The organism is Flavobacterium sedimenticola, assembly GCF_030053345.1.
Lineage (GTDB): Bacteria > Bacteroidota > Bacteroidia > Flavobacteriales > Flavobacteriaceae > Flavobacterium > Flavobacterium sedimenticola.
In genome coordinates this window covers 54,392-78,676 of sequence record NZ_JASGBP010000004.1, presented here as the reverse complement: position 1 = coordinate 78,676, position 24,285 = coordinate 54,392, and the positions used below count along the sequence as shown (strand labels likewise).

The window sequence follows — 24,285 nt, the reverse complement described above, 5'->3', positions numbered from 1 at the left end:
AACTATAAGATTCATAAATTTGCTATTCTCATTTTAGTAAATAAGTAAAAAATATGTACCACTCCAAAATAACAGGTTTAGGTTTTTATGTGCCTGATAATATTGTAACCAATGATGATTTATCTAAAATTATGGATACCAATGACGAATGGATTCAGGAACGAACCGGTATTCAAGAAAGACGACATGTCATAAGAGGCCAGGATACAACGACTTCTATGGGCGTTAAAGCGGCCAAAATAGCCATCGAAAGAGCCAAAATTGATACCCATGACATCGACTTTGTTATTTTTGCCACGCTGAGTCCGGATTACTATTTTCCGGGTCCGGGTGTTTTAGTGCAACGCGATTTAGGATTGCGCACTGTGGGCGCTTTGGATGTGAGAAACCAATGTTCCGGATTTGTATATGCGCTTTCTGTAGCCGATCAGTATATTAAGACCGGAATGTATAAAAATATCTTGGTTATCGGTTCCGAGTTGCACTCCACCGGATTGGATATGACTACGCGCGGGCGGGGTGTTTCGGTCATTTTTGGTGATGGCGCCGGAGCGGCTGTTTTGAGTAGAGAAGAAGATTTGAGTAAAGGTATTTTATCTACTCATTTGCATTCCGAAGGGCAACATGCCGAGGAATTAACCGTGATAGCTCCCGGTATGGGCAAACGTTGGGTGACCGATATTATAGCCGACAACAATCCGGACGACGAAAGTTATTTCCCTTACATGAACGGGCAATTTGTATTTAAAAATGCGGTGGTTCGTTTCAGCGAAGTTATTATGGAAGGCCTGCAAGCCAACAATCTTCAGGTATCTGATATTGATATGTTGATTCCGCATCAAGCCAATTTGAGAATTTCCCAGTTTATCCAGCAAAAATTTAAGTTGACGGATGATCAGGTTTTCAATAACATTCAAAAGTATGGTAACACCACGGCAGCGTCTATTCCGATTGCGTTGACCGAAGCTTGGGAACAAGGTAAAATCAAGGAAGGCGATACGGTTGTATTAGCGGCTTTCGGTAGTGGTTTTACTTGGGCCAGTGCCATTATCAAATGGTAAGTGCGATGCATAATTATAAAAAAGCCAAACAATTTTGTTTGGCTTTTTTGGTAACAACTAATTCAAATAATTTAAGTGGCATATTTACAGAAGGCCGCCACTGCCTTGGGTTTCGTTCTGATCTCTTTGTTTGCGTTGTAGCGCACTATTTTTCCCGCCTCCAAACATATAGTTGAATCCGATGTAAAAGGTTTGACTTTCCCAATAAAACGCTCCCGTTTGACGATATGGAATGCTTCCGTCAAAAGAAAAATTCATCGTTTCAAATACGTCATTCATTCGGGCAGTAATACTTCCCTTGCCTTTTAAAATAGTATAGGTAGAACCTACGTCCATTCGATACATTGGTTTTCTTTCAAACTGTAATCCTAAGTCTTTACCACGGTACATGGCAAATAAATTGAATCGTAGTTTTTTGGTGGCTACAAAATTATGGTTCATACGGGCATTGAAGATGACCACATCTACTTCGGCTCTTTCCTGATTTCCGGTATTGGCGTTTTCAACAGTACCTCTAACGGTTTTGAAGTAGGCATCCGAACTGGCATTAATCGACCACCATTTGGCTACTTTTAAATTGGCTGAAATTTCGGTACCGAAAGCATGATTGTTGTCAAAATTGCTATAAGAAATAATATCCTGATTGTTGTTGTCCGGATTCTTGTAAATAACCCTTCCGATTTCATCGTTAATTTGACGGTAAAATACGCCAGCTGTTATGGCTCCGATGGTTGTGGTTCGGGTATAATTCACCTCAAAGGAATTGGTAAATTGCGGTTCCAAAGCCGGATTTCCTCGTGATTCCACCAATGGTGTAGTCCATTCTCTAATGGGACTGATTTGTCCGATACTCGGGCGATCGACTCTTCGGGAATAATTAAAGTTGAACGTATTCTTGTCGTTCATTTTATAGCTAAAGAATACCGAAGGATATACCGAAAAAATATCGTCTTTTATAGCACTGCGGTCATTGATGTTTTCGGTACTGTTGGACGAAGTTACTACATTTTGAAAATCACCGTCAATTTCATATTGCTCCAGTCGTACTCCAACTTGGGCACTCCATTTGGTCCATTGTTTGCCAAAGTTGGTGTACAATGAATGGATGTTTCGAGTAAAGACAAAGTTGGAATTTCCGACTCTGTTATACGATTCCGAAGGCTCGCTTATGGTTTCGTCAAAATCATTGGTTATTTTTTGAATTCGGGTTTCAGCTCCCAGTTCTAACTTGATGCTTTCGGTTATCGGATTTACATAATCCAAGTTGATTTGAAGGTAATCGGTGTCTCGCTCGATATCGTTAGTAGTGAATCGGGTAGAAGTCGGGTTGGTCTGATTGAACTTAAAGTCTGTTTTTTCCGGACTCTCAGTGTTTGAAAAGTTGGCTTGAAAATCTAATGTTTCCCCTTTTTTAGAAAAATCGTGTTTGTAGGCCAAATCATAAGTTTGGGTGTAATTGTCGTTATCCGAATAGGAAAACTGTTTCGAATCACGCAGTAATGCACTGTCATAATTGATGGTCGTATAGCCATCGCCACCTCCGGCTACAATGTTTTGGTTGGTGTAAAATGAAATCGTATTCTTTTCATCGATATAATAATCCATTCCCAATTTAACCAAGTGTGAGGTGTTTAAGTTGGAACCGCCAAACTCTTGTCTGTTTTCTAAATTGGGACGGAAACTGTTGATATGACCGCGATTGGCATTCAGACCGTGATTAAACCCGTAATTAGAATAGAAATTCACTTTTCCTACGCGATAGTTTAAGTTTAAAGCCGAGTTCACTTTAGGTGTTTCCCCGAAGGTAACTCCCGAATTGATACTTCCGTTAAAACCGTCCTGCGAATTTTTGTGTAAAATGATATTGATAATTCCGCTCATTCCCTCCGGGTTGTATTTAGCCGAAGGATTAGTGATTAATTCAATTTGTTTTATGGAAGAGGAAGGAATTTGTTGGAGCAATTGTCCGGCATCAATATTAGAAGGTTTGCCGTCAATTAAAACACGTACGTTAGAGTTGCCTCTTAAGCTGAGTTCCTTGGTTTGCGGATCAACACTTACGGTCGGAATATTATTCATAATATCGGAAGCGGTATTTCCCGAGGCAATCAAATCTTTCCCAACATTCACTACCTTGCGATCGATTTTTTGTTCGATGGTGGAACGCTCTTTTACAATTTCGACTCCGGCCAATTGCACCGCTTCTTCTTCAATAATTACATTGTTCAGATTGACGGTTTTGTTGTTTTCAGACAAGGTAACTTCTTTGGTTACTTTTTTATATCCTATAAATTGAAATTCAACCAGGTATTTTTTTAAAGGTAAACCTTTGATGGTAAAGTTTCCGTTTTCTTGTGTAATACCACCGGTGATAATTTTGCTGTCCTCTAAAACAGAAACATTAACATATGGTATAGGTTGTTGACTGTTTTTGTCTATTACTTTTCCTGTAATTACACCATTGCCTGATGCGTTTTGAGCCGTTGTGAAACCAATGGTACACAGGGTCAAAAAGACAAATAATTTTAACTTCATTGCTGTAACGTAATTTATTTATGGTTAAGGATTAAAAAAACAGTGGCTGATTTTTTTTACGACTGCCTTTTTTTGATTTATCAAGTAGACTGTTAAAACAAAACTTTGTTACATGATACATATAAAAAAACTCTCAAATTTTTGAGAGTTTTTCGAATTAAAGTATGAGGGTTATATTAGCGTTTCATGGCAAAATGAGAACGGAATTCCTGAGCTACTTGATTTTCATCAGTATAATTAACACTAAACCAATAATCGTCGGATGGCATTAGTCTTCCGTTGTAAGTTCCGTCCCAGCCCGCAGTATTTGGCTTGATTTGTTGCAACACTTTTCCGTAGCGATCAAAAATGGTGATTACAGCACTTGGTTGATTGAATAAATCCCAAATATTCCAAGTATCGTGGTAGCCGTCATTGTTAGGTGTAAAGAATTTAGGATAGTTCAAAACAATAGCTTGAATCGTTGTAGAACCACAGCCGTTTTTATCTCTCACAGTAATTAGATGTAATCCGGAAGATACATTTTCAAAGACCGGACTGTCTTGAAATAATCCGTTATCCAATTGGTACTCGAAGTTATTGCCTTGTCCTGTGGCCATAACGGTAATTGATTGTGAAGAAGAAAAATCTTCACTAATCTCATAGGTTACCACTGGCGGCTCTGAAGCACTCACAATTACATCTATAGACTCTGAGCTACAGCCTGTTACAGCACTTGTGGCTACCAAAGTATACACTCCCGGTAATACTGCCTGATAATTGGCACCGGTGCCAACTGTTGTCCCGGCTTCGTTAGTCCACACAAAAGTATGCGTTGCAGCACTTAATCCGCTGCTAATAGTGTAGGCATTCAATAGCGTCCCGGTTTCACTGTCGATACAAACAATACCATCAGCCGGAGTGGGTTCCGGTAATTTACGCACTATGATAGCAATGGGTTGAATGTCGTAGCAACTGGCCGCTAGGGTATTGCTAACTCTCACATAAACAGTGGCCGAAGTTGTAGAGGTAATCGCATTATTCTGATTAGCTGCATCGGCCATCGAATTATAATAAGCCAAGGTAAATTGATTTCCGGTTTGTGCTCCTAATATTGTGGCAGTCAGCGATGTTAAATCGAAAGAAGTAATACCGTCGTTAGTACCGTCTTCATCACATACTGTTCGCATACTCACCGGCGTTGGATTTACTAATGGGGTGTCGATAATAGTTACTGTAAAAGAACTCTCATCGGCACATACCGGTGTAAAAGGGGAAAAGGCATTCACATAGATGGTTTGAGAAGTTGTAATTACTGTCCCCACAGCTAACTGTGCGCCGGTTCGGTTAGGACCAGTAAAGTATTGACCGATGGTAAGACTAGGCAAGGTATAATTTTCACAAATCGTAACATTGGGCACATTATCTACATTGAAGATATTTACATCAAAACTAATTTGATTGAAACAGTCGGGAGATGTGTTGGTATGCGCAAAAACATAAATGGTTTGCGATGTGCTTATCTGATCCCCGGCATGTAACAAGGTTCCGGTTTGGTTTGGTCCGGTGTAGTAATTCCCTATAGATAAAGGCTGTAAAGTATACGAATTACAGGCAGAAACATTTGGCATAGCCGGAATAACAGGCGTATGATTAATAGTCACTGTAAATGATGTTTCGTCTACACAAGAAAAGGAAACCCTGATTAATGACTCTTTAAAGATGTAAATGGTTTGCGTACTGGTTATTACAGTACCCGGCAAAATTTCTGTTCCGCCACCGTTTGGACCACCACTTTGCGTATAGTATTTGTTATTTTCACTTAAAGGTTGCAAAGTATAACTGTCGCAAGCCGTTACGTTCGGAAGAACATCTGCATCGGTGGAGAAAATATTGATTTGAAAACTATTTTCTGCACTACAAGCCGGAGTTGTATTTGAAATGGCGTAAATATAGATTAATTGCGATGAGGTGATGACAGTACCGGCAGGAAGTAGTGTTCCTGTACCGCCCGGACCGGTGAAATAATCACCTACTTGAAGCGGTGTCAAAACATATTGATCGCATATATCGATATCAGATCTTGAACTGATATTGGGTAGCGGATTTATGGTTACCACAAAGCTCGATTCATTGAAACAAGTGGCATCCAGTCGTTTAAAGATGTAAATGGTTTGAGAGGATAAAATAACATCTCCGGCATGTAACATCGTTCCTGTTCCCTCGGTTCCGGTGTAATAATCTCCGTTGGTGATGGTTGGAAGAGTATAGCTTTCACAAACCGTAACATCAGTTAAAGTGTCAATTTGAGGTTGTGCGATACTTATTGTAAAAGATATATTGTCAGTACAATTAGTACTACCGCTATTCGGTTGAGCATAAATATAAATAGTAGTATTGGTATTAATTACAGTTCCGGCTTGTAACAGTTGCCCGGTTCCTGCCGGTCCGGTATAATAGTTTCCTATGGGTAATTGTGGAAGTGTATACCCATTACATTGTGCTATGTTGGCCGGTTGTGTCAATCCGATGTATACATCAAAACTATCTTCATCACTGCAAGGAGTACTTCCGTTTGTTGTGGCATATACATATATGGTTTGGCTCGTAGTAATTTGTGTTCCGGGGGTCAATTGTGTTCCGGTTCCTGCCGGTCCGGTGTAATAATTTCCTACAGCAAGTGAAGGTAATGTATATGAAGTACACTCGAAAACATCATTTCTTTGACCGACATTTACCGTAGGTAAAATGGTTATGCTAAAGTCGGTATCCACTACACATGGCGGAACGGAATTAGTTGTAAAATAATAGTATACCACTTGGGATGAATTGATTACGGTTCCTTCCGGGATTTCAACACCGGTACCTGTTGGTCCAGTGTAATATTTTCCGAAGCTTAGTTGTGGTAAAGTATAACTGCCGCAATGCGTAACATCAGGTGGCGTCATAGAGGAATCATCCACAATCGTAATTGTAAAAGAGCTGCTTGCGTCGCAAGAACCACTTCCGCCAGGTTGATTGTATATGTAAAGCGTAGTACTTTCTGTAATTACATCACCGGCATGCATCATGGTGCCGCCACCATTGGGTTCCGTGAAATAGTTACCATTGGTTAGTGGTTGCAACACATAACTGGTACAAATTATAACGTCTTCAACTTCATCTACCAAAGGTGTTGGAGATACAATCAAATCAAAGCTGGTTAAACTGTAACAATCCGGGTCATTAGTATTGAATACTCTTACATAAATAGTTTGTCCCGATGAAATAAAATTGCCGGCACTAGCGTTTGTAATAGCATTTACGCCATTGGTGGCATTGGTTGAGGAGGTATAAAACTTTACATTGTATATGGCCCCTGATTGGCCGTTGAGAATGGCCGTTGTTTGCGACATTAAGTTAAATACAGCTGTATTATCAGTGCTGGAAGCGGCACATCTGACCATATTTTGAGGTTGTGTGGCAGTTGGCGGGGGGGAAAGTAAAATTTGGAATGATTTTACTGTAAAACACCCATTCGGCAACTCAATTCTCACATATATTGTCTGCCCGCCCGCACTATTGTATTGAAGAGGAAGCGGATTAATATCATTATCGGCGTCATTCTGACTTGCATGATAGGTAACAACTGTAGCCGGATCTAAACCTTGTTTAACTCTGGGAGTGTTGGTGTCTAAGTTAAAACTAAATGAGGCAGCACCCGAGTTACATCGGTATAGATTGATAGGATTTGGAGATGTGATTTGAGGATGATATTCAACAATAACAGTATCAGATATCGGTTGACATGAACCGTTTATACTAGTAAAAGTAACGGTATAAGTACCTGCTTGGTTGATTACAAGTGAGGAACCTGTCTCACCGGCGAGTACATTCCCGTTTCTTTTCCAAATAAAGGTATAATCTGAAGCGCTTAAACCGGTTGTCAACGTATGGGTTTCACCATAACAAAAAGCGGTATTGTCGGCTACCGTAAGATCCGGTCCTAAGGCATCTTGCCCGATATTGAAGCTGTCCGAAGAGATAAATATGGCTGAATCTGACTGAGGGTCTAACCGGTCTGCAATTACCAATTTGATATGGTATGGCACCCCCGGAGTTAAAACCGAAGCTGCAGTTAATATTTTGGTTTGTCCGTTAAAATTAGTCGCTGATGTATTGGCTTCTGAGCCTCCATTAAAACTACCAAAAAATTGAGCGTTAGATGATGGACAAGAAGAGTTGTACAAGAAGTCACGTATGGTTACTACAGAAATAGGATCTGTTGTATTGGGTACAACTGCCAAATTGGTGGTTACACCGGTATTCATATTAGTTAACAAAAAGGCAAAAGCATCAGAATATTGGCATTGGAAATTGCCATACTCTTCGGAAGCAAAAATGAAATCAAAACTAAAAGTTGGAGATATCGGCGTAAAATCAAATTCCAAAACAGAAGCATTTGCTGATACTAAACTAATTCCGGCAGCTGCCATAGTGGCTTCCAGAGCTGCATCACCGGGCCATGCCGCTGAACCGTCGTTTAACATAGAGGTGTTGGGGCCGGGTGCATTTACAGCACTACCCGTACTCAAAATAACACCGCTTTGTAAAGGAAAATTTGGGTTGGTATTCTGAAAGAATCCGATACCGTTTGATGAACCGAAATTGCTTCCTGTTCTCCAAGTAATATTGGTCGCCGATACACAAGGGGAGTTAATTAAAACATTGTTGACTAATTGTGGTACAGTGTAGCTGGAAGAACTTACCGTGATTTGTTGTGACAAACCAATAGAACCGGTCATCAAAGTGATAATTAGTAATAGTTTTTTCATGATTTGGAGATTTTGACGTGACAAATATGTATATAAATATCGTTTAAGTGCAAAAAAAATCGACAAAAAGCATAATATTTTAAAATTAATAAGTATAAAACTTACAAAATGATTTATTTTGAATCCGTCTTCCAAGATTTTAGTTTGCCAAATCATTTCCTTAAATTTTAGCATTGAATGTTTATCTTTGCCAACCAAAAAATAAGTTACCATGAAACTTTCGCAAATTTTAACGAGTCACATTACCAAGGCAGTCCAACAACTATTTGAAGTAACTATCGAAAGAGTTGAGTTTCAGTTAACCCGTAAAGATTTTGAAGGGGATATCACTATGGTGATTTTCCCGTTGCTGAAAGTTATCAAAGGAAATCCCGCTGAAATTGGAACTAAAATAGGAGAGTACTTAGTCTTGAACTCAACTGAGGTAGTGCGTTTTAACGTAGTTTCGGGCTTTTTAAATTTAGTAGTCTCCGACCCGTATTATCTCAACTTTTTTAATGAAGTCAGAAATAATACCACTTTTGGATTTGTAACGCCCGAGCCAACCGCTAAGGCCGTAATGGTTGAATATTCCTCGCCCAATACCAATAAACCACTTCATTTGGGTCACGTCAGAAACAATCTGTTGGGCTATTCAGTAGCAGAAATCATTAAAGCCTCTGGTAAAAAAGTATATAAAACGCAAATCATCAACGACCGCGGAATTCATATTTGTAAATCGATGTTGGCTTGGCAAAAATTCGGCAACGGTCAAACTCCGGAATCCACCGGACTAAAAGGCGATAAGTTGGTTGGGAATTTTTATGTAACCTTCGATAAACACTACAAATCGGAAATTAATGAGTTGATAAGTCAAGGGAAAACCGAAGATGAAGCCAAGAAAACAGCTCCTATTATTTTGGAAGCTCAGGAAATGCTGCGCCAATGGGAAGCCGGTAATCCCGAAGTTGTGGCACTTTGGAAAAAAATGAACCAATGGGTGTATGACGGTTTTGCCGAAACGTATAAAAATCTTGGGGTAGATTTTGACAGTTATTACTATGAAAGTAATACCTATTTATTGGGTAAAGAAGTGGTGCAGTTCGGACTCGAAAAAGGAATTTTTGAAAAAGATCCCGATGGTTCGGTTTGGATTGATTTAACGGCGGATGGTTTGGATCGAAAAATTGTATTGCGTTCCGATGGTACCGCGGTATATATGACACAAGATATCGGAACGGCGATTCAGCGTGTGAAGGATTTTCCCGACGTTGGCGGTATGGTTTATACTGTTGGAAATGAGCAAGACTATCATTTCAAAGTATTGTTCCTGATATTGAAAAAACTCGGATTTGATTGGGCCGAAAGCCTATATCATTTGTCATACGGCATGGTCGAATTGCCTTCAGGTAAAATGAAATCGCGTGAAGGAACGGTCGTGGATGCTGATGATTTAATGCAGGAAATGACCCAAACAGCCGGTGCAATTGCCACCGAATTAGGAAAGCTGGAAGGCTATTCGGAAGCCGAAAAAGCAACCTTGTTCAAAACTATCGGTTTGGGCGCTTTGAAATATTACATTCTGAAAGTTGATCCTAAAAAGCAAATCTTATTCAATCCTGAAGAGTCGGTTGATTTTGCCGGAAATACCGGACCTTTTATTCAATATACCTATGCTCGAATTCAATCGATTTTGCGCAAAGCCGATTTTGATTGGAATGTCGATATGGATTCGATTGCGTTGCACGAAAAAGAAAAAGAGTTGTTAAAGCTCATCGAACAATTTCCGGAAGTGATTCAAAATGCCGCCCATAACCACAGTCCGGCATTAGTGGCCAATTATACGTACGAATTGGTGAAAGAATACAATTCGTTTTACCAATCGGTTTCTATTTTAGGAGAAGAAAATGAGCAGAAAAAAATCTTCAGAGTACAACTCTCCAAGAAAGTAGCCGATACGATTAAAGCAGCCTTCGGGTTGCTCGGTATTGACGTTCCCGAGCGTATGTAACGGTGCCATTACTCCTTTTTTGACTTAGAAACTCACTTTCACACTAAAGTTCGGCGTAACTTGTAGCGAGTAGGTGTCCACACTTTCCACTACATTGGTATTGCTGTTGACGCGGTAAAATCGGTTGAGACTGTTTTGCGTATCAAAAACATTCAGTACTGATGCCGCCGTTTGAAGTGTCACTTTTTGACTTAAAGACCATTCTTTGGAAGCCGAAAAGTTAACTTGGAAATAGTCTTTTAATCGGTAATTGTTGGGATTGTTGTATACAATATTCGGATTGGCTTCAGTAACAGTGTATTCCTTTGGCGTTGTAATAGGTCTGCCGGTATGCCATTTGGCACCCAATGCTAATTTCAATTTTTGCCATTCGTAAATTCCGGCCCAGGAAACGGCATGCGTAATATGATAATTGTTCGGAAACGGACCGTTGTACAAGTCTTTAAAATCGTATTCGTTGTGGTTGTACGAATAACTCAGCCAGGTGTAAAAACGGCGAAACGATTTCTGAACTAGAAATTCTGTTCCCAAAACCGTATAGTTTCCGGCATTTTTGACAAATTCAAATTGATTCAAAAAGCCCTGACTGCTGGTAGTGATTCCGGTTACTTTTTTATAAAAATTGTCACAGGTAATCAACCAATCCTTGTTTTTGAATGTCATCCCAGCGGAAACCTGATTGCTTTTCTGAATGGGTATCTCAGCATTATCGGATAGTGTCCATCTTCTTTTTTCAATACCCAAAAAATCCTGTTGCAAATCGATAACTTGTGATAACGTTTGGCTCTTTTGTTCCCCTAATATTTCAATACGCCAATAATCGTTTAGCGCTCGGTTAAACTGTAATCGAGGCTCGACCAAAATAACACTAAATTTATCGAAATAGTTCACTCGCAAACCTGCTCTCAAGTAATTTTTTTTGTTGTCCGATTCCCAAATACCTTCACCTACTGCCACATGTGTCATTAAAACATTAGTGATGGTTCTGGAGAAAAAAGGCGTATTGATTTCGTCAAAATTGGTAACTCCCGTTTCGTTAAATTGATAGCCGGTATGCAGCGTTAGGTTTTTCGTGAGTTGATTGGATTGTTTGACTCTGAAACCGATATCCAAAGCTGTGTTTTTTTGTTCTAAAATCTGACTGTTTTCTAAGGTTTCGTTATACGAGTTCAAGTCGTAATTGGAAAAGTAGGTCTGGATTTCGGTAAAACTCTCACTATTCCAGGTAGTTTTCCATCGAATATTAGCCCCGTAATTCTCTTGCTCTAATTTGCTTTTTTTACTTAAGTCTGTAGAAAATTGTTTGAATTCCAACGTGTTTTCAATGGCAATGATATCCATGTTTAACTCGCTTTTAGCACCTATTTTTTGTTGGTATTGCGCGGTAACGTCATAAAAATAAAAGTCAACATTACTTCTGTAATTCACAATTTCATTTGTGCTTAAATCGGTAATCACAGTATTCTGAAAAATCCGGTCACTGTAGCTTTGGTAGGTCGGAGAATTAAAAGAATCTGTTAGTGAACGTCTTCCGGATAGGGTTAGATTCGCCTTTTCGGATACCTTCAATTTGGTGTAAAAATCGGCACTGATTAAGTTAGAACCGATGCTGGTGTTGGTTTTTTCTACCGAGTTGGTAAAAGACGAAATATCGACCAAACTGGAAACACTTTCCCCATAAAAAGCGGAGCTTCCGTTTTTGGTAATACTGATGGTTTGCGCCAAAGAAGGATTAAAAGCCGAGATTAAGCCAAAAAAATGTCCCGTTTGGAACATTCGTATACCGTTCCATAAAAAAAGATTTTGATCGTGAGTACCGCCGCGAACATTGATGTTGGAAATAGTTTCGTCGACGCTGATGATGCCCGGAATTTGTTGCATCGTTTGCAATACATCGGGTTCAATTAACCCGGGTAGTATTCCGAATTTTTTCGGTTTGACCAAAATGGTTCCGTCTGTTTTTCGACTGATACCCGTGGCTAAATAACGTTGGGTTACTACTTCTTGTAAGGACTGCGTTAACGGGTTTAGCTTAAATTTAGGGCAATTAGTAACGTATAGTTCTTCGGGATTAAGACTGAAAATTTGATAGCCTTGGTGTTGAATGATGATTTTGTTCGGAGAAACCTTGGGGAGCTCAAAATAACCGGATTCATTGGTAAAGGTCGATACTGTGCTTTTGTCAATCCGTACGACCGCATTTTCGATGCCCAATCCGCTTTCGGCATCAAGCAAAAAACCGCAAAGCGGTTTATCTAATTTTTTGTCGTTGTAAATGGTGTAGTATTTATGGGCAATAAGCGTAAACTGCAACCGGGTTTCTTTCGAAATATAGGCTATTTTTTGCTCAAGCGGCATGGATTTATTCGGCGGTACAATGGCAAAAACAATAATTTCGTCTTCTATATAATTGAATTTCACGTCATGTTGCTGCTCAATTTGAAACAAAAGAACTTTTAAAGGAACAGAGGTCTTTTCTCCTTGTGCCAGTGCACTGACCAAAGAAAAAAACAACAAGAAAAAGGAATAGCATAATCTATTGTTGAGCATCAACCGCAGTCACTATATATTTGTTTTTACCAACTTTACTAGCTTTTAAATGGTAGCTAGCGGACAAAACCTGAAGTGCCACATCGATGTCATTCGCCGGGATGGTTCCGGTAAATAATTGAGGGCTAGCCTTGGTCTTTAATTCCAAAGTTACATCAAAATGTCTTTCAAATTCACCAACAACTGATTTTAAATCTTCTTGATAGAAAACCATTTCGTTGTTAAGCCATTGCGGACTTTCAATGGTGGTTTGCGGAATTGTTAAGGATTGTCCATTTTTAAAGGCGATGCTCATGCCTTTCGTGATGATGGTTTCTTTATCTTGGTAAGTGACTTTAACTTTGCCTTCATAGCAATGTACCTCAAAGCGCTCACCGCGCTGTTTTACATTGAATTGTGTTCCCAGAACGGTAACTTTACCCAAAGAAGTGTTCACTTCAAACTTTTGCCCTTTGGCTACTTTGAAGTAGGCTTCTCCATTGAGTGTGAGCTGACGGTTGTTGCTCCAATTCCATTTTTTGTACTCAATTTCGGAACCGGCATTCATTACTACTTCCGAATTGTCAGGGAGTGAAAAACGATTCTGTTGGCCGTTTTCGGCAATTTCGGTAGCCGTACCAAAGATTTGAAATGTAAAGAAGAAGCCTAAAACCAATACGGCTACTGCCGCTACACGGAATACCCAATGCTGATACAACGAGACGGTTTTAACAGGCGTTTTAGGCTTTGAAACGATGGCGGAAAGCATTTTTTGTTCCTCCAAAGCCGGGGTTTCAAGAGCTGCCGAATAGTGTTTGATTTTTTCAAATACAGCAAAATCGGGCTCTGCTTTAAAAGCAGCCAATTCCTCGTCGGTCATTTCACCGGAAAGCCATTTCGCTAATTTGTAATTTTCGTTCATATCTTCGGATTTCATAACTAAAACATATTGGGGTGGTTTTACCCTACTTAAAATAATCAAATTCTTTTCGCAATTCCGTCAAGGCAAGATGAATGCGTTTTTCCACCGCTTTTACACTGATACCTAAAACTTCTGCAATCTCAGTATACTTTTTACCGTCAATACGGTGCATCAAGAATGCTACGCGTTGGGTTTCGTTTAAGTTTTGTATGGCGGTTAATAGTTTGGTTTTAAATTGCTCTTCTTCTAAAATATATTCGGGACTTTCATTAGTCGTTTCTTTTTTAGAAGACGATTGCGCATAATTCAGTACCACTTTTTGATGGGCAATGACGTTCAAAGAAGCATTGTTAGCAATGGTGTAGATGTACGATTTGGCCTTTTCTACAGGTACGTCCGCACAATTTTGCCACAATTTAATGAAGGCTTCCTGTGTGATATCTTCGGCCTGGTTTTCATTGCCAAACTTGTAATACAGATAATTTTTCAGGGCTTTCGCATGGGTTTTAAAAAAGACCGAGAAAACAGCTTCTTCACAAACGTTACTCATTTTAGGTTCATTCATTTACTCCTTTTCAATTTTTTGGAATTCGAAAATAGTTTTTTTTTATCAAGTAGGGTTTATTTTTTTTCAATTGTTTCAAAAGCGAGCTCAAATAAAAATAAGTTCAATTAAATCATCAATCATTTATGAAAAAAGTTTTTTTACTACTTGTAACACTTACGGTTACACAATTATCTTTTGCCCAATCCGAAAAAAATCCGGATTGGATGCACCATGTTGACATCACAAACAGCGACTCTGCTGTCGACTTTTGGGTGAACCCTAACGGAGAAAGTTATGCTTTAACCAGAATTACCAATTACGGGGGACAATTGGATGCGTTGGCCTTGGTTAAGACGAACGATTCAGGCCAGGAGGTTTGGAAAAGATTTCTCTATGCCGTCAATAACGACTGGCAGTTGTTTGCCAATGCGGTAATCGGAGATGAATCGGGAAATATCTATGTTATGTTTAACGAAAAGACCAGATATACCGATAGCAACCGAAACAGAATTGTGATCAGAAAATACAATGCCAATGGTGATATAATCTGGAACCAATACTTATCCGATTCTGTAGAAAACAGAACCGAAGAAGCCGCTCGCAGAGTTTTCGAATACAAAAATGGCGCTTTGTATGTTTTGGGATCTATGTACGGCGAAAATGTATGGACAACACAAGGCAGTGACGGTATATTGTACAAAGTACAATCAGATTCGGGTGCCATAGTATTCAGAAAAGTGTACAACAGCCAGTACAATTCCGATGATATGCTCAAAGATATGGCGGTCAATGATGCCGGAGAAGTATGGACTATCGGTAGAAGCAGAGGCTATGCGTATACGGGAGGTGTATATTCTCACTACGACAGTGTTGCCCTGAAATGGGATGCCAATGGCAATCTTTTATGGGAAAGAAGACTCAACGGTACCGGTAATGCGGAAGATTTCGGGATCAACTTAACAATCGATACTCAAGGAAATTGTTACACTTCCAGTCAGCTGAAAAGAATCGGAATCAACGCCCTACAAGTGGTTATTGAGAAACTTTCGCCTTCCGGAACCCCGGTTTGGACGGCAGCTTCTATCAGTTCCAGTACCGGATACACTGCCAAACAGCCTGTGGAATTGCTGCCTAACGGCAACGTTGTTTTTGCCGCTACCAATGAAAACGGAATCAATATTGTGGCTTTAAACGGTGACGATGGTCTTCCGGTATGGAATACCAATTTTAACAGAAATAATTTAGGCGCTCAAAATCGTCAAAGTGATATGGCTATCGATCACAACGGGAATATCTTCATCACCGGTTCTTCCCGAGACAATACACCTTATGGAAACGGTATCGACATGACGACTCTTAAATACAGTATGTCCGGTGAATTTTTATGGTTTTCGTATGTTACTCACGGAAATTATGCTACTGCCGGCGATTTTGGAGATGTAACCCGATGGAATCCTTCCAATCAGAGTTTGTATGTTTTGGGGAGTGTACAAGATGCCAATTTCAATACTAATTTTGTAGTAGCCAAATACGGTGAGACAGCTTTAGAAGTACCAACGGTATCCAAAAGTGTGAGTCTTTATCCTAATCCGGTTAAAGAGTTGTTGCATTTGGATTTGAATCTAAATCAAGATTGTGATGTCGTTTTGTTTGATATCAATGGGCGCATGATAAAAAAGTGGGAGTTGGGTGCCCGGGATACTAATTATTCTGTAGATTTATCCGATGTAGTGAGAGGTATCTATATTTTAAAAGTGAGTTCAGACGATTTCACCCATTCTCAAAAAATCATTAAAAGTTAAAAAATTAAACAACCGGGTAGGGTTTGATTTGTTTCAGATGTTTCAATTAAAAGCATAATTACGATGGCAAAATTAAAGTATTTAGTATGGGCGCTAACTGCGTTATTGATGCTGAGTTGTCAGGAAGAAGAGGAAACGATTATTCAGGACAATGCAGAAAGTTTCACGACGGCGTCACCCTTAGTTGGGTTGTTGTCGAGAACGGCTCAAAACCCTACAGCTACCGATAATGTCTTAGATAATTCCAGTTGTTTTAGTGTGCAATTGCCGGTTATCGTCATTGTAAATAATCAACAAATTACGGTAAGCAGTGCCGCAGACTATCAAACCGTACAAGATGCTATCGATGCTTTTTCAGACGATGACGATTTGGTCAATTTTATATATCCGATTACCATTCAATACCAAAACTTCCAAACCCAAGTGTTGCAAAATGCGAACGATTTGGATGATGTGTTGGATGATTGCGGCGATGATGACGGTTTTGATGAAATCGATTGTATTGCATTGGTGTATCCTATTGTTGTTGACGTGTACGATAGTAACAACCAGCTGGCCAATACCGTAACCATTACCGGAAACAGCAGTTTGTATAATTTTTTAAATAATCTTTCCAATAATGTTTACGTAGCGATTAATTTCCCGATTTCGGCAGTTAATGCTAACGGTCAAACTATAATCATCACGTCTAATGCACAGCTGGAAAATTTTATAGAGGATTCCATCGATGATTGTGACGATAACAGTAATGGGGGTGGAAGCGGCGGAGCCACTTTGGTACAATCCATGACCTCGGGTACATGGTACATCTCGTATGCGGTGCACGAAAATGATGTGGAAACCTCCTATTACAACGGATACAATTTTACATTTAATCCGAATGAAACCATCTTGGCACAAAGAAATGCCAATACGATTAACGGCGATTGGGATATCAGTGACGATAGTGGTTCTTTGCGACTAAGTCTCAATTTTGACGGTTCGCTGTTGGAACACTTGGAAACCAATTGGCGTGTCATTGAATTCAATGCGACTACGATTCGTTTGAAAAAAGAAACCAGTGATGGAACCGATTATTTGACGTTTACTAAGAATTAAACGTTCACTATGAAGTTTATACATCGCAAATTCATGGGGTCATTCAACCCTGTTAAAGAGATAGAACACCACTATTACAACGAAGTAAATTATAAAAAGAGGTATTTTTTTTTACCAAATGCTAATTTGGGCGGTCATTTTGTCCGTACTCTTTTTAATGATTCAATTTTTTAAAATAAACATTAATTTAAACCAATAAAATCATGAAGAAATTATTTTTAATACCGGCTCTTTTTTGCCTTTTTATGCTCAATGTAGCGTCTATGTGTAGCTCTGATGATAATTCCTCATCTTCACAAGACCCAACACCGGTAATCAATACCGCTACTCAAGGAACTTGGAGAATAACTAGTTACGTTGATTCCGGAACAGATGAAACCAACCATTTTACAGGATACAACTTTACTTTTGCCAGCGGAAATGTGTTAACAGCTACTAACGGAACCAATACCTACACCGGTACTTGGTCGGTGACTAACGACAATAGCAATGATGATAATCCGAGTAGCGATTTGGATTTCAACATTGGCTTTACTTCTCCGGCAAATTTTGCGGATTTGACAGACGATTGGGATATCGTTTCTTATACAAGTACCACTATTTCACTAATTGACATCAGCGGTGGTAATGGTGGAACCGATATTTTGGTCTTCACAAAGAATTAGTTTGTTGATTAAGGTTAGTTAAAAACCATTCCGAATCCGGAATGGTTTTTTTGTTTGAGAAACATCGAAATTTTCAATCAAATCCTTTAAATTTGCAGCTTAATTTAAAAACAAAGTTCACCCGTTATGTTCAATAATTTAAGTGATAAACTAGATAAGGCTTTACACATTCTCAAAGGACACGGAAAAATAACCGAAGTCAATGTAGCTGAAACGTTAAAAGAAGTGCGTCGTGCGTTGTTGGATGCCGATGTTAATTTTAAAATAGCCAAAGATTTTACCACTAAAGTTAAAGAGAAAGCCATCGGGGAAAACGTATTAACCACGTTGCAACCGGGCCAATTGATGGTTAAAATTGTCAAAGACGAATTGACAGAATTAATGGGTGGCGAGGCTACCGGAATCAATCTTTCCGGAAATCCCTCGGTTATTTTGATGTCGGGTTTGCAAGGATCGGGTAAAACTACCTTCTCGGGCAAATTGGCCAATTATCTCAAAACTAAAAAAGGTAAAAAACCATTATTGGTGGCGTGTGATATCTATCGTCCGGCAGCAATCAACCAATTGCATGTGGTGGGCGATCAAATTGGGGTAGAAGTATACTCGGAGCCCGAAAATAAAAATGCGGTTCAAATTGCACTAAATGCGGTGCAACACGCCAAATCAAAAGGCTATAATGTGGTCATTGTCGATACGGCCGGTCGTTTGGCCATCGACGAGGAAATGATGAATGAAATTGCTAATGTGCATGCGGCCATCAAACCACAAGAAACGTTGTTTGTGGTTGATTCCATGACCGGTCAGGATGCGGTAAATACCGCTAAAGCCTTCAATGATCGTTTGGATTTTGACGGTGTGATTTTGACTAAATTGGATGGTGATACCCGCGGTGGAGCGGCTATTTCTATTAAGTCGGTGGTGAATAAACCCATCAAGTTCATCGGAACCGGAGAAAAAATGGAAGCCATCGATGTGTTTTATCCGTCGCGTATGGCCGACAGAATTCTCGGTATGGGCGACGTGGTTTCCTTGGTAGAAAGAGCACAAGAGCAATACAATGAAGAGGAAGCGCGCAAATTGCAAAAGAAAATCGCTAAAAATGAATTTGGTTTCGACGATTTCTTGGTGCAAATTCAACAAGTGAAAAAAATGGGGAACATGAAGGACTTGGTCGGTATGATTCCCGGAGCCGGAAAAGCCTTAAAAGATGTAGAAATCGAAGACGATGCTTTTAAACACATCGAAGCGATTATTCATTCGATGACTCCGAAAGAAAGAGCCAAACCGGCCATTATTGATGTTAAAAGAAAGACCCGAATTGCCAAAGGCTCCGGAACGAAGATAGAGCAAGTAAACCAATTACTCAAGCAGTTTGACCAAATGAGCAAAATGATGAAGATGATGCAAGGCGGTGGCGGCAAAAATCTGATGCGCATGATGGGTGGCATGAAAGGAATGAGATAATATACAGACGCGAGCAATCGCGTCTTCTTTTTTTAGAAACAACACAACTCAAATACAATATGGAACTTTTAGACGGAAAGAAAATCTCTAAAGACATTAAAACTGAAATTGCAGCCGAAGTGGCCAAAATGCGAGCCGATGGGGAAAAAGTACCTCATTTGGCGGCAATTATTGTTGGAAACGACGGTGCCAGTCTTACTTATGTGGGCAGCAAAGTAAAAGCCTGTGAATTGGTAGGTTTTGAGTCTACTCTAATCAAAATGCCGAGCACCACTTCGGAAACCGAATTATTAAAGAAGATTATCGAGCTCAATGAAAACGATGACATCGACGGCTTTATCGTACAGTTGCCGCTGCCCAAACAAATTGACACACAACGGGTATTGATGGCCATCGATCCGAGTAAGGATGTAGATGGTTTTCACCCGGAAAATTTCGGAAAAATGGCTTTGGATATGAGTACTTTTATTCCGGCTACACCTTTCGGAATCTTAGAATTATTAGAGCGTTACAATGTAGAAACCAAAGGGAAACACACCGTTGTAATCGGCAGAAGTCATATTGTAGGCCGCCCCATGAGTATTTTGATGGGAAGAAAAGGATTCCCGGGCAATTCAACCGTGACACTTACCCATAGTTACACTAAAAATATTGCGCAAATCACCACTCAGGCAGATATTATTATCACCGCATTGGGCGTGCCCAATTATTTAAAAGCCGAGATGATCAAAGACGATGCTGTGGTTATAGACGTCGGAATTACCCGTGTTGCCGATGATACCGATCCGCGTGGTTACAAAATAACCGGTGATGTCGATTTTGATAATGTTTCCAAAAAGGCCTCTTTCATCACGCCGGTTCCGGGTGGTGTCGGTCCGATGACGATAGCCATGTTATTGAAAAATACGTTGCTGGCCCGAGAGCAGAAACGATTACTTTTGGAATAATAAAAAATCCTGAGTGAAAACTCAGGATTTTTTGTTTTTACCGTTTTTGTATTGGACTTTTTCTACCACTTGGACTTTTGGCGCTTGCTTTTTGTCTTTGGAATTAAAAGTTTTTTTGTTGGAAGCTGTTTTTGGTTTTGCTCCGCTCAGTTCGCCTTTAGCTCCGGTTGATTTGAAATCAGTCTTGGGCTTTTCGGTATTTTTCTTAACCGTAGCCTGATTTTGTTTGATTACATCCATTGCGTTTTTGGGTTCTTCTTTGGTGCCTCGCAAGTGAATGACCAAACCGTTTAAAAAGTTGCGCAATACTTGGTCGCCACATTCCATGTATTTCGGATGATTGGTGTTTCTGAAAAAATTACCGATTTCGCCTTTTGAGATTCTGAAGTCTGCCAATTGCAAGATATCTACAATTTGATCGTCGCGCAACTGCAAAGCAACTCTGAGTTTTTTAAAAATATCGTTGTTGTTCATTTTGAATTTTTAGAATAGCCAAAGATACGCCTTTTTAAAACTCTCCCGCCACAATTTTTCATTGTGCTGTCCGCCTTTTACAATGACTTTTTTGTTCAATTTTTTACATTCGCAGCGTTTTGTATTCACCCATTTTTCAACGTTTTCCAAATCCGGAATCACATCGGCATCGCCTTCATTATCCCCGCATAAAAAATAAATTTTGGTTTTAAATTCTGGAGTTTGCTCCATTACTGTATGAAGCTCATTTCGGTTAAACCAAAAAGAAGGCGAGAAACAACCCACTTTACCAAACACTTTCGGGTATTTCAATGCGGCATAAAACGAAACCAAGCCACCAAGTGAACTTCCCATAATAGCAGTGTTCTTGGCATCCGATTTAGTGCGATAGGTTTTGTCAATTTCGGGTTTTAAGGTGTTAACGATAAAGTCGAGATAATTGTCGGCTTTGCCGCCACCGTATTTTGGATGTGTAAAAGGGGTGAGTTCATCAATTCTTTTAGCGCCGCCATGTTCAATCCCAACAATTATCACCTGAGCCGAAATACTGTCTAGGGTTTCATCGACATTCCATTCACCGGCATAAGAACTTTTGGTCTCAAATAAATTTTGGGCGTCATGCATGTAAATCACCGGGTATTTTTTCGATGAGATTTCATAATTTTTAGGTAAATACACCCATATCTTTTTGGTTGATTGCAGCTGAGGTGCTTGAATTGTAAAGGTACTTACCCGTGTATTTAGCGTACTTTCTTGAGCAAAAAGACAGGAAAAAATAAAGAATATCAAAAAGGAGAAAGGAGTTCTCATGTGGTCAGATTAATTGGCTTTATTAGCCGGTTCCGATTCTTGCTCTTTTTTCTTTTTCTTATCCTCCTTTTTGGGTTTTTTATCAGATTTCAGTTTTTCGTATTGTATCTTTTGCGCTGCGTTCAAATAACTGGCAATCGTTTTATCGGTACTCTCCTGAATAGCTTTTACCTGATTGGCCTTCTCTTCATCCGAATAATCACTTTTCATCACAATATCAATACTCTTACTGGTTTTGAGAATTTCATTTTTTATGGCAATGTATTGCAACTCGTCCAATTTTAATTCGGCATTTAGGACTTGCATGTATTTTTCGGTTCTTTCGGCACGCATTTCCTCAATTTCTTTGGCAGTAGGCTCTTTGGGAGTTTGCTGATTATTAGGTATTCCGTTATTTCGCACACCGCCGTAACCGTACTGAGCACTTACCGTTCCCGAAAACAAAAACAAACCGAAGAATAGGATTTTAATGAGTTTCATAAGACAACTGTTTGGATAGGTAAAATTAATTAAAATAACTATGGCTTGGTGTTAAAAATAAAATCATTGTTTTTTTTGTAAAAAAAGTTATTTTAGCTAAAAATATAATTCTGATGAACCCATACGAAGAAAAATTAGCTTTGTTATCCGACATGATTGCTTTTTCGGTAGTTGACGGTAAGCTACATGAAAGAGAATATCTTTTTCTTTCCATGATAGCCGAAGAACTTCAAATTACTACGGAAGATTTCAAAGCATTGTTTCATCAGGAAAGTTATCCGATAGTCATCAAATCCGAGTTCGAGCGCATTCAACAGTTTTATCGATTGGCCCTTTTAATGCACTGCGATGGGGTATTACATGAGCGCGAACAAATTAAAATTCACGAAATCGGAATCAACATGGGCTTGAATCCGCATGCGATAAAACGCGTTTTAAAAGCGATGGAAATTTCACCTACTAAAATGATTTCGCCGGAGTTTTTATTAGAGGTGTTTCAGGAGCAATTAAACTGATATTTAGTCAGTTAAAAGTTGTATAATCCGTCAAAATTTCATTTTTTCTTTTCTTTTTTTGTCAAAATGACTTAAAAAAAGGCATGGTACATCGTTTGTATTTTCAGTTTGCAACCAATAAAAAGTGTTTAACTAAAATAATACGACTATGAACTTAGTAAAAAGAAATTACAGCAACTTTCCATCTATCATTGATGAGTTTTTAAAACCGGATTGGTTTGGCGGGATGCAAAATATCGGTACTAATGTACCCGCGGTAAACATCAAAGAAACCGATGTTGATTTTAGCCTGGAATTAGCTGTTCCGGGAAAAAGTAAAGAAGATTTCTCTATTGAAATTGACCACAATGTTTTGACGATTTCCTCGGAAACCAAAACAGAGAACGAACAAAAAGATGAAAAAGGAAGGTATACTCGCAGAGAATTCAGCTATGCTTCGTTCCGGAGAGCCTTTACCTTGCCGGAATCAGTGAATACAGAAAACATCAATGCGACTTATGAAAACGGGGTGTTAAAAATAAACCTTCCGAAACGAGAAGAAGCATTACCAAAACCAAAACGGTTGATTGATATTTTATAAAAAAAAGCGCCTTGAAAGGCGCTTTTATAATTTGTTGGGATATTGTTATTTACGATTTAGCGGATTTAAACTTTACGATTTCATTTTTCTTAGGCTCCAAACTACGCAGAAATTTGTATATGGCAGCCAAATCTTCTTTGCTCATGCCGGCATACATTACCCAAGGCATCGGAGTTTGAAATTCGCCGGGAGCTACTTTAGGTGACTCGTAATTTAATTCTTTATACAATTTAAAACGCTGTACAAACTGCTCTTCTGTCCAACTGCCTATACCGGTGCTGTGCGGGGTAATATTGGCCGAGGTCGTCACAGAGCCGTCCGGCGCTTTAAATTCAAAACCACCTGCAAACGGTTCTCCGGTAAATTCCCCTTTTTCCTGCTTGGTATGGCAATCAAAACAAGCACTGGCTGTAACCAAATATTGTCCGTAAGCGGCCGAGTTTTTGTCGGCCGGAATAGTGGTAAATTGGGCTTCAGACGGAATCGTATTGATGATAAAATTCATCGGAAAATCGGGCGATGATTGTTCAGGAGTATTTTCAATCGGATTCAAAGTTCTGATGTATGCCACCACAGCTTCGATATCGGTTTTGTCGAGTTTACCATAGCTGATATGAGGCATCACCGGAAACAAAGCTTTTCCGTCTTTGTTAACTCCGGTGGTAATGGCGCGGAAAATTTCACCGTCAGTCCAATCTTTTAGGGCAAAAGGGGTGATGTTAGGGGCTACAAATTTTCCGGGAAAGCCCATACTTTGGTCAAATACTTCGCCGCCCATTCCCAATGTTCCTTCTTTGGGAGGACCGGCAAATTTGCTCCAATCTCTCGCCGAGTGGCAATCCATACAAACCATAACGTTATGGGCCAGGTATTTACCTCTTTCAATGCGTTCGGGTGTCATGGCGACTTTAATTTGTGGGGCTTCTGCAACGTTGGGCAGCATCGTCTTAACATACGTTAAAACGCCGGCGATAAGCAGGAGTGCGCAAACCACAACGTACTTAACGATGGTGAGTGTTTTTTTCATGATTGTTTGATTGATGATTTTAAAATTTGTTTCCCAACAAATGTCT

Annotated in this window: 18 protein-coding genes; 9 read left to right on the top strand and 9 right to left on the bottom strand. The window is 39.5% G+C overall.

Annotation, left to right across the window (positions count from 1 at the left end):
• Positions 1-53 precede the first annotated feature (53 nt).
• Positions 54-1,061 (top strand): 3-oxoacyl-ACP synthase III family protein, encoded by a 1,008-nt coding sequence (locus QHT84_RS08190; protein WP_283239076.1) that lies wholly within the window; start codon positions 54-56, stop codon positions 1,059-1,061.
• Between the two features lie 84 nt (positions 1,062-1,145).
• Here QHT84_RS08190 and QHT84_RS08185 read toward each other — a convergent pair whose 3' ends face one another.
• On the bottom strand, positions 1,146-3,596 hold the full coding sequence (locus QHT84_RS08185; protein WP_283239075.1) for a TonB-dependent receptor domain-containing protein: 2,451 nt from the start codon (positions 3,594-3,596) through the stop codon (positions 1,146-1,148).
• Positions 3,597-3,772: 176 nt separating this feature from the next.
• Positions 3,773-8,389, bottom strand: a complete 4,617-nt coding sequence (locus QHT84_RS08180; RefSeq protein ID WP_283239074.1) for a T9SS type B sorting domain-containing protein — start codon at positions 8,387-8,389, stop codon at positions 3,773-3,775.
• Between the two features lie 211 nt (positions 8,390-8,600).
• On the opposite strand from QHT84_RS08180, the gene argS reads away from it, so the two are divergent.
• On the top strand, positions 8,601-10,379 hold the full coding sequence (gene argS, locus QHT84_RS08175; protein WP_283239073.1) for an arginine--tRNA ligase: 1,779 nt from the start codon (positions 8,601-8,603) through the stop codon (positions 10,377-10,379).
• 24 nt (positions 10,380-10,403) lie between these two features.
• Here argS and QHT84_RS08170 read toward each other — a convergent pair whose 3' ends face one another.
• Genes QHT84_RS08170 through QHT84_RS08160 form a run of 3 tightly spaced genes read right to left on the bottom strand, consistent with a single transcriptional unit; the run spans position 10,404 to position 14,395 of the window.
• Positions 10,404-12,929: a TonB-dependent receptor gene (locus QHT84_RS08170; RefSeq protein ID WP_283239072.1), complete on the bottom strand. Its 2,526-nt coding sequence runs from the start codon at positions 12,927-12,929 to the stop codon at positions 10,404-10,406.
• Positions 12,916-13,845, bottom strand: a complete 930-nt coding sequence (locus QHT84_RS08165; protein WP_283239071.1) for a FecR family protein — start codon at positions 13,843-13,845, stop codon at positions 12,916-12,918. The genes QHT84_RS08170 and QHT84_RS08165 overlap by 14 nt, the downstream gene beginning before the upstream one ends.
• 28 nt (positions 13,846-13,873) lie before the next feature.
• Positions 13,874-14,395 (bottom strand): RNA polymerase sigma factor, encoded by a 522-nt coding sequence (locus tag QHT84_RS08160; RefSeq protein ID WP_283239070.1) that lies wholly within the window; start codon positions 14,393-14,395, stop codon positions 13,874-13,876.
• Between the two features lie 125 nt (positions 14,396-14,520).
• Here QHT84_RS08160 and QHT84_RS08155 point away from each other — a divergent pair, with 125 nt between their 5' ends.
• From QHT84_RS08155 to QHT84_RS08135, 5 genes are all read left to right on the top strand, one after another.
• Complete coding sequence (locus tag QHT84_RS08155) at positions 14,521-16,179, top strand: T9SS type A sorting domain-containing protein (RefSeq protein WP_283239069.1); 1,659 nt, start codon at positions 14,521-14,523, stop codon at positions 16,177-16,179.
• Between the two features lie 63 nt (positions 16,180-16,242).
• The gene (locus tag QHT84_RS08150; protein ID WP_283239068.1) at positions 16,243-17,277 is read left to right on the top strand and encodes a hypothetical protein; all 1,035 of its coding nucleotides are present in this window, start codon (positions 16,243-16,245) and stop codon (positions 17,275-17,277) included.
• 203 nt (positions 17,278-17,480) lie between these two features.
• Complete coding sequence (locus QHT84_RS08145; RefSeq protein WP_283239067.1) at positions 17,481-17,942, top strand: hypothetical protein; 462 nt, start codon at positions 17,481-17,483, stop codon at positions 17,940-17,942.
• A 126-nt stretch (positions 17,943-18,068) separates the two neighbouring features.
• A complete protein-coding gene (ffh, locus tag QHT84_RS08140; RefSeq protein ID WP_283239066.1) occupies positions 18,069-19,406 on the top strand; it encodes a signal recognition particle protein in 1,338 nt (445 codons plus the stop codon).
• A 59-nt stretch (positions 19,407-19,465) separates the two neighbouring features.
• Positions 19,466-20,353 (top strand): bifunctional 5,10-methylenetetrahydrofolate dehydrogenase/5,10-methenyltetrahydrofolate cyclohydrolase, encoded by an 888-nt coding sequence (locus tag QHT84_RS08135; protein ID WP_283239065.1) that lies wholly within the window; start codon positions 19,466-19,468, stop codon positions 20,351-20,353.
• Between the two features lie 21 nt (positions 20,354-20,374).
• Here QHT84_RS08135 and QHT84_RS08130 read toward each other — a convergent pair whose 3' ends face one another.
• Genes QHT84_RS08130 through QHT84_RS08120 form a run of 3 tightly spaced genes read right to left on the bottom strand, consistent with a single transcriptional unit; the run spans position 20,375 to position 22,117 of the window.
• A complete protein-coding gene (locus QHT84_RS08130) occupies positions 20,375-20,827 on the bottom strand; it encodes a DUF1456 family protein (RefSeq protein ID WP_283239064.1) in 453 nt (150 codons plus the stop codon).
• A gap of 9 nt (positions 20,828-20,836) precedes the next feature.
• Positions 20,837-21,637: an alpha/beta hydrolase gene (locus tag QHT84_RS08125; protein WP_283239063.1), complete on the bottom strand. Its 801-nt coding sequence runs from the start codon at positions 21,635-21,637 to the stop codon at positions 20,837-20,839.
• Between the two features lie 9 nt (positions 21,638-21,646).
• Positions 21,647-22,117 (bottom strand): hypothetical protein, encoded by a 471-nt coding sequence (locus tag QHT84_RS08120; protein ID WP_283239062.1) that lies wholly within the window; start codon positions 22,115-22,117, stop codon positions 21,647-21,649.
• Between the two features lie 113 nt (positions 22,118-22,230).
• Between QHT84_RS08120 and QHT84_RS08115 the strand changes: the two genes are divergently transcribed.
• Positions 22,231-22,632: a TerB family tellurite resistance protein gene (locus tag QHT84_RS08115; RefSeq protein WP_283239061.1), complete on the top strand. Its 402-nt coding sequence runs from the start codon at positions 22,231-22,233 to the stop codon at positions 22,630-22,632.
• 148 nt (positions 22,633-22,780) lie between these two features.
• Positions 22,781-23,212, top strand: a complete 432-nt coding sequence (locus QHT84_RS08110; protein ID WP_283239060.1) for an Hsp20/alpha crystallin family protein — start codon at positions 22,781-22,783, stop codon at positions 23,210-23,212.
• 49 nt (positions 23,213-23,261) lie between these two features.
• Here the strand turns inward: QHT84_RS08110 and QHT84_RS08105 are convergent, their stop codons facing one another.
• Positions 23,262-24,239 carry a c-type cytochrome gene (locus QHT84_RS08105; RefSeq protein WP_283239059.1) on the bottom strand — a complete coding sequence of 326 codons (978 nt, stop codon included), beginning with the start codon at positions 24,237-24,239 and terminating at the stop codon, positions 23,262-23,264.
• Positions 24,240-24,285 lie beyond the last annotated feature (46 nt).